Here is a 7,044-nt window from a genome sequence, read left to right on the forward strand (position 1 = left end):
GCATATGTATTAATCGTTTTGTCAATTGTATTTCTTGCACTTGGTATAGTGTATTTACTATAATGTCAAAAGTATAACACGTGCCAAATCATTTATAATAAGCAAAGTAGTGGCAACCTTTTTTGTGACAATGTTATACTGTATGAGAAATTCGGCTATGAAGGAGGAATGAAAATGGCAATCGTAAATGCTACAGATAGCAATTTTAGTACAGAAATAGGCGAAGGATTAGTTTTAGCTGATTTCTGGGCAACTTGGTGTGGACCTTGTAAAATGATTGCACCAGTTCTAGAAGAAATAGATGGTGAATTGAGTGATCAAGTAAAAATCGTCAAATTAGACGTAGATGAAAACCAAGAAACAGCAGGGAAGTATGGGGTAATGAGTATTCCAACACTTCTATTATTTAAAGACGGGGAAGTAGTAGAACAAGTAGTTGGGTACCAACCTAAAGAAGCGTTAGTAGAAATTATTAATAAACATTCCTAATTCTTCTCGAATGAAAATATTGGAATGCCAATCCCTTATTGTAGCCCCAGTGCTATAATAAGGGATTGTTTTACCTTTAGGAGTGTGTTTTTCGATGAATGAAACGATAAGAGAGAAATTGGCAGTCTTACCAACACAACCTGGATGCTATTTAATGAAGGATAAACATGGTACAGTGATTTATGTGGGGAAATCGAAATTGCTGCGAAATCGTGTGAGATCTTATTTTACAGGAGCTAATGATCAAAAAACACAACGCCTGGTGCGAGAGATTAAAGATTTTGAATACATAGTGACAAGTTCTGAAATCGAAGCACTAATATTAGAAATGAATTTGATCAAAAAATATGACCCTAAATATAATGTATTATTAAAGGATGACAAGTCGTATCCTTTCTTAAAGATCACGAATGAACGCCATCCCCGTTTAATAGTTACCAGAAAAGTCAAGAAAGATAGAGGTAAGTATTTTGGCCCTTATCCTAACGTCTTAGCAGCTAGAGAAACAAAAAAGCTACTGGACAGGTTGTATCCTCTACGTAAATGTAAGAATCCGAAAGGGAGGCATTGTTTGTATTACCATATGAATCAATGCTTAGCCTGTTCAGAAAACCCGCCATCGCGAGAAGAGTATCAGAAAATTGTGCAGGAAATGACAAGTTTTTTAAATGGCGGTCATAATCAAATCAAAAAAGATTTAACAGAGAAAATGTACGACGCTTCTGAGTCGTTAAATTTTGAACGTGCAAAAGAAATTAGAGATTTAATTGAGCATTTGGAATCTGTTATGGAACAACAAAAAATGACGATGAATGATAATGTGGATCGAGATGTATTTCACTATAGTTATGACAAAGGGTGGATGTGTGTCCAAGTATTCTTTATTCGACAAGGAAAACTTATCGAACGTGATGTATCATTATTTCCTTTTTTTGACGATGCTCAAGAAACCTTCCTAAGCTTTATCGGTAGTTTTTATTTACACCATCATCACCCAAAACCTAAACAGGTTTTAGTCCCAATCCCGACAGACGTAGAATTATTGAAAAAATTATTAGAAGTAGACGTTCATATACCGATGCGCGGCAGAAAAAAAGAATTAGTAGAATTAGCTGGAAAAAACGCAGAAATCGCTCTAAAAGAAAAATTTACTTTAATAGAAAGAAATGAAGAACGAACGATTAAAGCAGTGGAACGTCTAGGCGAAAAGCTTGAAATTGAAACTCCGCATCGGATTGAAGCATTTGATAATTCTAATATTCAAGGCACGGACCCAGTGTCAGCAATGGTCGTATTTATTGATGGTAAACCTGCTAAAAAAGAATATAGAAAATATAAAATAAAAAATGTGGAAGGCCCTGATGATTATGAAACAATGCGTGAAGTAATCAGAAGAAGATATACGAGAGTGTTAAAAGAACATTTACCACTCCCTGATTTGATCATGGTCGACGGAGCAAAGGGGCAGATGTCAGCAGCGATTGATGTATTAGAAAACGAATTAGGTCTAGACATTCCATTATGTGGTCTCGCGAAGGATGATAAACATAGAACAAGTGAACTTTTGTACGGTGAACCTGTTCAAGTTGTTTCGCTAGATCGACGCTCTCAGGAGTTTTATTTTATTCAGCGGATACAGGACGAAGTACATCGATTTGCTATAACTTTTCACCGTCAGTTACGGGGGAAGGGGGCTTTTCATTCAGAATTAGATAAAATTGATGGAGTAGGTGCACAGCGTAAAAAGTTATTATTGACTCATTTTAGATCTATTACTGAACTAAAAAAGGCAACAAAGGAAGAATTAATCCGATTAGGTATTCCAAACCCTGTTGCCGAAAACATTATCTCTCAATTAAAGAGCAAGATACAGAATGACTAGATCCCCTATACTGCTTGGAAGCATAGGGGATCTATTGATGGATAACTTGTAGTATTACATAATTTTTTTTGATGTCCGGTAAGCATTCACAGCTTTTACCTGTGATGTGTTCCATGGATGCTGCTAGAAATCCTGCTTCCAACTGAAAATCTATTTTTTCTATGGTTTGAAATCTAGCTAATACGATGTCTCCATCCAGCCTAAATAGATGCCCTTTCCGTTTTTCTTTTTCTAATTGTAAATCACCCCAACCTGCATGCACGAAAAACTGTTCCACTTCTTCAATTGCTCCACATTCGGTATGACGAGCTAAATTTTTTCCAAGCACATATAAAATCAAATCTGATTCTTCCCCTAACATGTCTGGTAAACCTATATATCGAATAATATCATATCCGCTACTTGTTGTTTGAAGATTTGTAAGTACTGTAGCCATATTTGGTGTTTGTCGACTCAAAATTGTTCCCCTCTCCATGTTTTCGTCCGTTATTTTATTACTATTATCCTCTTTTTCTATCAAAACTTCAATCTTATTACATAACTTTTACAGAAAAATAGGTGTCATCAAGGTAAATGATTAATCATTATATGAGGTATGGCAAATATTGTCCAAAAATAGTATTCGTTTTCTTGACGCTTTTTCCCGATAGAAGTACAATAGTTGTGTTGACAAAATACGTGCTTTGGAGATGAATATATGTTCTAAAAGGAGGAAAAACTAGAAAAGTACTTTTAGATCATGTTGTAAAGCGCTTTTATATGAGAGTGCTTCGTTATCCATCGCGTATATGTTGTATGCACATTTATTTCTAGAGGGGGGTACAAAAACTTGGAAAATAGGGAATTTTTTTATCGCAGGTTACATTCACTATTAGGGGTTGTGCCGATAGGGATCTTTTTAATTCAGCACTTGGTCGTAAACCACTTTGCTGTATATGGTCCGGAAAGCTTTAATAAAGCGGCACATTTTATGCATGATTTGCCATTTAGAATTGTGCTTGAAACTTTCATTATTTTTCTACCCATTTTGTTTCATGCTGTATTAGGTGTTTATATCGTCTTTGTAGCGAAAAATAATGTTCAACGATATGGGTACTTTCGTAATTGGATGTTTTACCTACAAAGAATCACAGGGATTATCACCTTGATTTTTATAGTATGGCATGTATGGGAAACACGTGTTCAAATTGGAATGGGAACAAAAGATTTGGATTATAGCTTGATGGAAAATATTTTAGCTAATCCAGTTATGTTTTGGTTCTATGTTATTGGTGTCGTGTCTACGACATTCCACTTTGCAAACGGATTGTGGAGTTTCCTTGTAACATGGGGAATTACCGTAACACCGCGTTCGCAAAAAATTGCTACATATGCAACACTTTTAATCTTTTTAGCAGTAACGTACATCGGAATTCGTGCGCTATTTGCATTTGTTTAATAGATGAATGATAAGATTAGTTGAAATTGAAGGAGTGAGTATGAAATGAGTGATCGCAATATAGTTATTGTCGGTGGTGGTCTTGCAGGCTTAATGGCCACAATTAAAGCAGCAGAAGCAGGAGTTCATGTAGATTTATTATCTATAGTTCCTGTAAAACGTTCTCACTCTGTCTGTGCACAAGGCGGTATCAATGGTGCTGTTAATACAAAAGGGGAAGGCGATTCACCATGGGAACACTTTGATGACACGGTTTATGGTGGAGACTTCTTAGCAAATCAGCCTCCAGTTAAGGCAATGTGTGACGCAGCTCCAGGAATCATACATATGTTGGACCGTATGGGTGTTATGTTTAATCGTACGTCTGAAGGTTTACTGGACTTCCGTCGCTTCGGTGGAACACAGCATCACCGTACCGCATTCGCAGGTGCCACAACAGGGCAGCAATTGCTATATGCATTGGACGAGCAGGTTCGCCGTTTTGAAGTACAAGGCCTTGTAACTAAATATGAAGGCTGGGAATTTATTTCAGCGATTGTTGATGATGAAGGGGTAGGTCGAGGTATTATCGGTCAAAATATCAAATCGCATGAATTAAAAGCCTTTAAAGCAGATGCTACTATTTTTGCATCAGGTGGACCAGGTATCATTTTTGGTAAATCAACGAACTCTGTTATTAATACAGGTTCTGCAGCGGCAGGTCTATATTTACAAGGTGCTGTTTATGCAAACGGTGAATTTATTCAAATCCATCCAACTGCAATTCCGGGTGATGACAAACTCCGTCTAATGAGTGAGTCTGCTCGTGGAGAAGGCGGCCGTGTATGGACATACAAAGATGGAGAGCCATGGTATTTCTTAGAAGAGAAATATCCTGCATATGGTAACCTTGTTCCTCGTGATATCGCAACTCGTGAAATTTTTGATGTGTGTGTGAATCAGAAACTAGGTATTAATGGGGAGAACATGGTATACCTAGACCTTTCTCATAAAGATCCGAAAGAGTTAGATGTAAAGCTTGGTGGTATTATTGAAATTTATGAAAAATTCGTTGGAGAAGACCCTAAAAAGGTACCAATGAAAATTTTCCCTGCTGTTCATTATTCTATGGGTGGTTTATGGGTTGATTATGATCAAATGACAAACATTCCAGGTATTTTCGCAGCAGGTGAGTGTGATTATACACAGCATGGTGCGAATCGACTTGGTGCAAACTCTTTATTATCATCTATTTATGGTGGTATGGTAGCAGGGCCGAATGCTATTAAATATATTGATGGATTAGAGAAAACAATCGATGATGTACCATCTTCTATATTTGATAATAAGTTGAAAGAAGAAGAAGATTATTTTGAAGAATTGCTTGCAATGGATGGCGAAGAGAATGCTTATCAAATCCATAAAGAATTAGGCGAGTGGATGACTGATAACGTAACCGTTGTTCGTGACAATGAAAAGCTATTAAAAACAGATGAAAAAATTCAAGAATTATTGGAACGCTGGGAAAATATTAATATCAATGATACTTCACGCTGGAACAATCAAGGGGTTATGTTTACAAGACAATTAAAACATATGCTTCATCTTGCTCGTGTTATTACAATGGGAGCATATAACCGTAATGAAAGTCGCGGTGCACATTATAAGCCAGAGTTCCCTGATCGTAATGATGAGGAATGGTTAAAGACAACCATGGCATCTTTCGATAATGAGAAGAATGGACCAACTTTCGATTATGAAGATGTCGATGTATCGTTAATCAAACCGAGAAAACGTGATTATAGTCAGAAAAAATAAAGGGGGTAGAAACAAATGGCAGAAGACACTATTACTCTAGTCATTACTAGACAAGATAGTCCGGATTCATCACCTTATGAGGAGACTTTTAAAGTCAATTATCGAAAAAATATGAATATTATTTCTGCATTAATGGAAACACAGAAAAATCCATTGAACGCCAAGGGTGAGAGAGTTGCACCGGTGAATTGGGAGTCAAACTGTTTAGAAGAGGTATGTGGAGCTTGTTCCATGGTGATCAACGGTGAACCTCGACAAGCTTGTTCCACCTTGGTTGATAAATTAGAACAGCCCATTCGTATTGCACCAATGGCAACGTTCCCAGTAGTTCGTGACTTAGTTGTAGATCGCAGCCGTATGTTTGATTCCTTGAAGAAAGTGAAAGCATGGGTTCCGATTGATGGAACTCACGATTTAGGCCCAGGTCCAAAAATGCCAGAGAAAAAGCGTCAATGGGCTTATGAGCTTTCTAAATGTATGACTTGTGGTGTGTGTTTAGAGGCATGTCCGAATGTAAATAGTAAGTCTGAATTTATCGGACCAGCTCCATTATCACAAGTACGCTTACACAACTCCCATCCAACGGGTGCTATGAATAAAAGTGAACGTTTAGAAGCATTGATGGAAGATGGAGGTCTTGCAGGTTGTGGCAACTCACAAAATTGTGTTCAAGTTTGCCCTAAAGGTATTCCATTAACTACTTCCATTGCTGCTTTGAATAGAGAAACCAACATTCAATCATTTAAAAATTTCTTTGGCAGTGATTATGCGCATTAAGAAAAAAAGCAGTCATGTAAAATGGCTGCTTCTTTTTTTTTACAAAAGTCTCGAAAAGTTGAAATATTAGACGTTTGTAGAGCACAAGTTAACTTTACTTGACATATTATACAGTGACTAAGTAATACCCTCTTCAATTAAACGCCTGAAAGTAGCAAGGAGGGGTTAACATTTGAAAGATAATGACTACAAGCCGAAGCAATTACTGACCAAAAGGGAAAAAGAAGTATTTGAGCTATTAGTGCAAGATAAAACCACTAAGGAAATCGCCCAAGAGCTTTTTATCTCACAAAAAACTGTTCGTAATCATATATCAAATGCGATGCAAAAATTGGGTGTAAAGGGGCGCTCACAAGCAGTAGTGGAATTATTACGCATGGGCGAGTTAAAGCTTTAGATGAAGGCCAGTTATTCTATTCCAGAATAACTGGTTTTTCTGTTTTTAGAAAATGTTGAAAATATAGTATCACTACACTGTTGAATGATGGAAAGTATTCATCTTCTTTCAAGCATTTGAAAATATATCATATTACGCACATTGCTTAAGCTACATATGGTCATGGTGGTTACATCACTACTTTTTTTAAAATTTGCGGACATACTGATACTAGAATAAAAAGTGGATACCCCATTAACGAAACTCATATTTGGATATAATGAT

The 7,044-nt window shown here is 36.8% G+C and carries 7 protein-coding genes; 6 read left to right on the top strand and 1 reads right to left on the bottom strand.

The genetic code is table 11. The features are described from left to right. The first annotated feature begins 174 nt into the window (after window positions 1–174). Both trxA and uvrC read left to right on the top strand, forming a co-directional pair. Complete coding sequence (trxA, locus tag GHD00_RS18740; RefSeq protein WP_163539734.1) at window positions 175–489, top strand: thioredoxin; 315 nt, start codon at window positions 175–177, stop codon at window positions 487–489. A 94-nt stretch (window positions 490–583) separates the two neighbouring features. After that, the gene (uvrC, locus tag GHD00_RS18745) at window positions 584–2,371 is read left to right on the top strand and encodes an excinuclease ABC subunit UvrC (RefSeq protein WP_163539735.1); all 1,788 of its coding nucleotides are present in this window, start codon (window positions 584–586) and stop codon (window positions 2,369–2,371) included. A gap of 31 nt (window positions 2,372–2,402) precedes the next feature. Here the strand turns inward: uvrC and GHD00_RS18750 are convergent, their stop codons facing one another. After that, window positions 2,403–2,828, bottom strand: coding sequence for a DUF2507 domain-containing protein (locus GHD00_RS18750; RefSeq protein WP_163539736.1), 426 nt, complete (start codon window positions 2,826–2,828; stop codon window positions 2,403–2,405). A 372-nt stretch (window positions 2,829–3,200) separates the two neighbouring features. On the opposite strand from GHD00_RS18750, the gene GHD00_RS18755 reads away from it, so the two are divergent. From GHD00_RS18755 to GHD00_RS18770, 4 genes are all read left to right on the top strand, one after another. Further along, window positions 3,201–3,809, top strand: a complete 609-nt coding sequence (locus GHD00_RS18755) for a succinate dehydrogenase cytochrome b558 subunit (RefSeq protein ID WP_163539737.1) — start codon at window positions 3,201–3,203, stop codon at window positions 3,807–3,809. A gap of 45 nt (window positions 3,810–3,854) precedes the next feature. Then, window positions 3,855–5,606 carry a succinate dehydrogenase flavoprotein subunit gene (sdhA, locus tag GHD00_RS18760; RefSeq protein ID WP_163539738.1) on the top strand — a complete coding sequence of 584 codons (1,752 nt, stop codon included), beginning with the start codon at window positions 3,855–3,857 and terminating at the stop codon, window positions 5,604–5,606. Between the two features lie 15 nt (window positions 5,607–5,621). Then, the gene (gene sdhB / locus GHD00_RS18765) at window positions 5,622–6,383 is read left to right on the top strand and encodes a succinate dehydrogenase iron-sulfur subunit (protein ID WP_163539739.1); all 762 of its coding nucleotides are present in this window, start codon (window positions 5,622–5,624) and stop codon (window positions 6,381–6,383) included. A 172-nt stretch (window positions 6,384–6,555) separates the two neighbouring features. Further along, a complete protein-coding gene (locus tag GHD00_RS18770; protein WP_077621319.1) occupies window positions 6,556–6,780 on the top strand; it encodes a helix-turn-helix domain-containing protein in 225 nt (74 codons plus the stop codon). Window positions 6,781–7,044 lie beyond the last annotated feature (264 nt).

The organism is Gracilibacillus sp. YIM 98692 (assembly GCF_010993965.1).
In the GTDB taxonomy this organism is placed as follows: Bacteria; Bacillota; Bacilli; order Bacillales; family Amphibacillaceae; genus Gracilibacillus.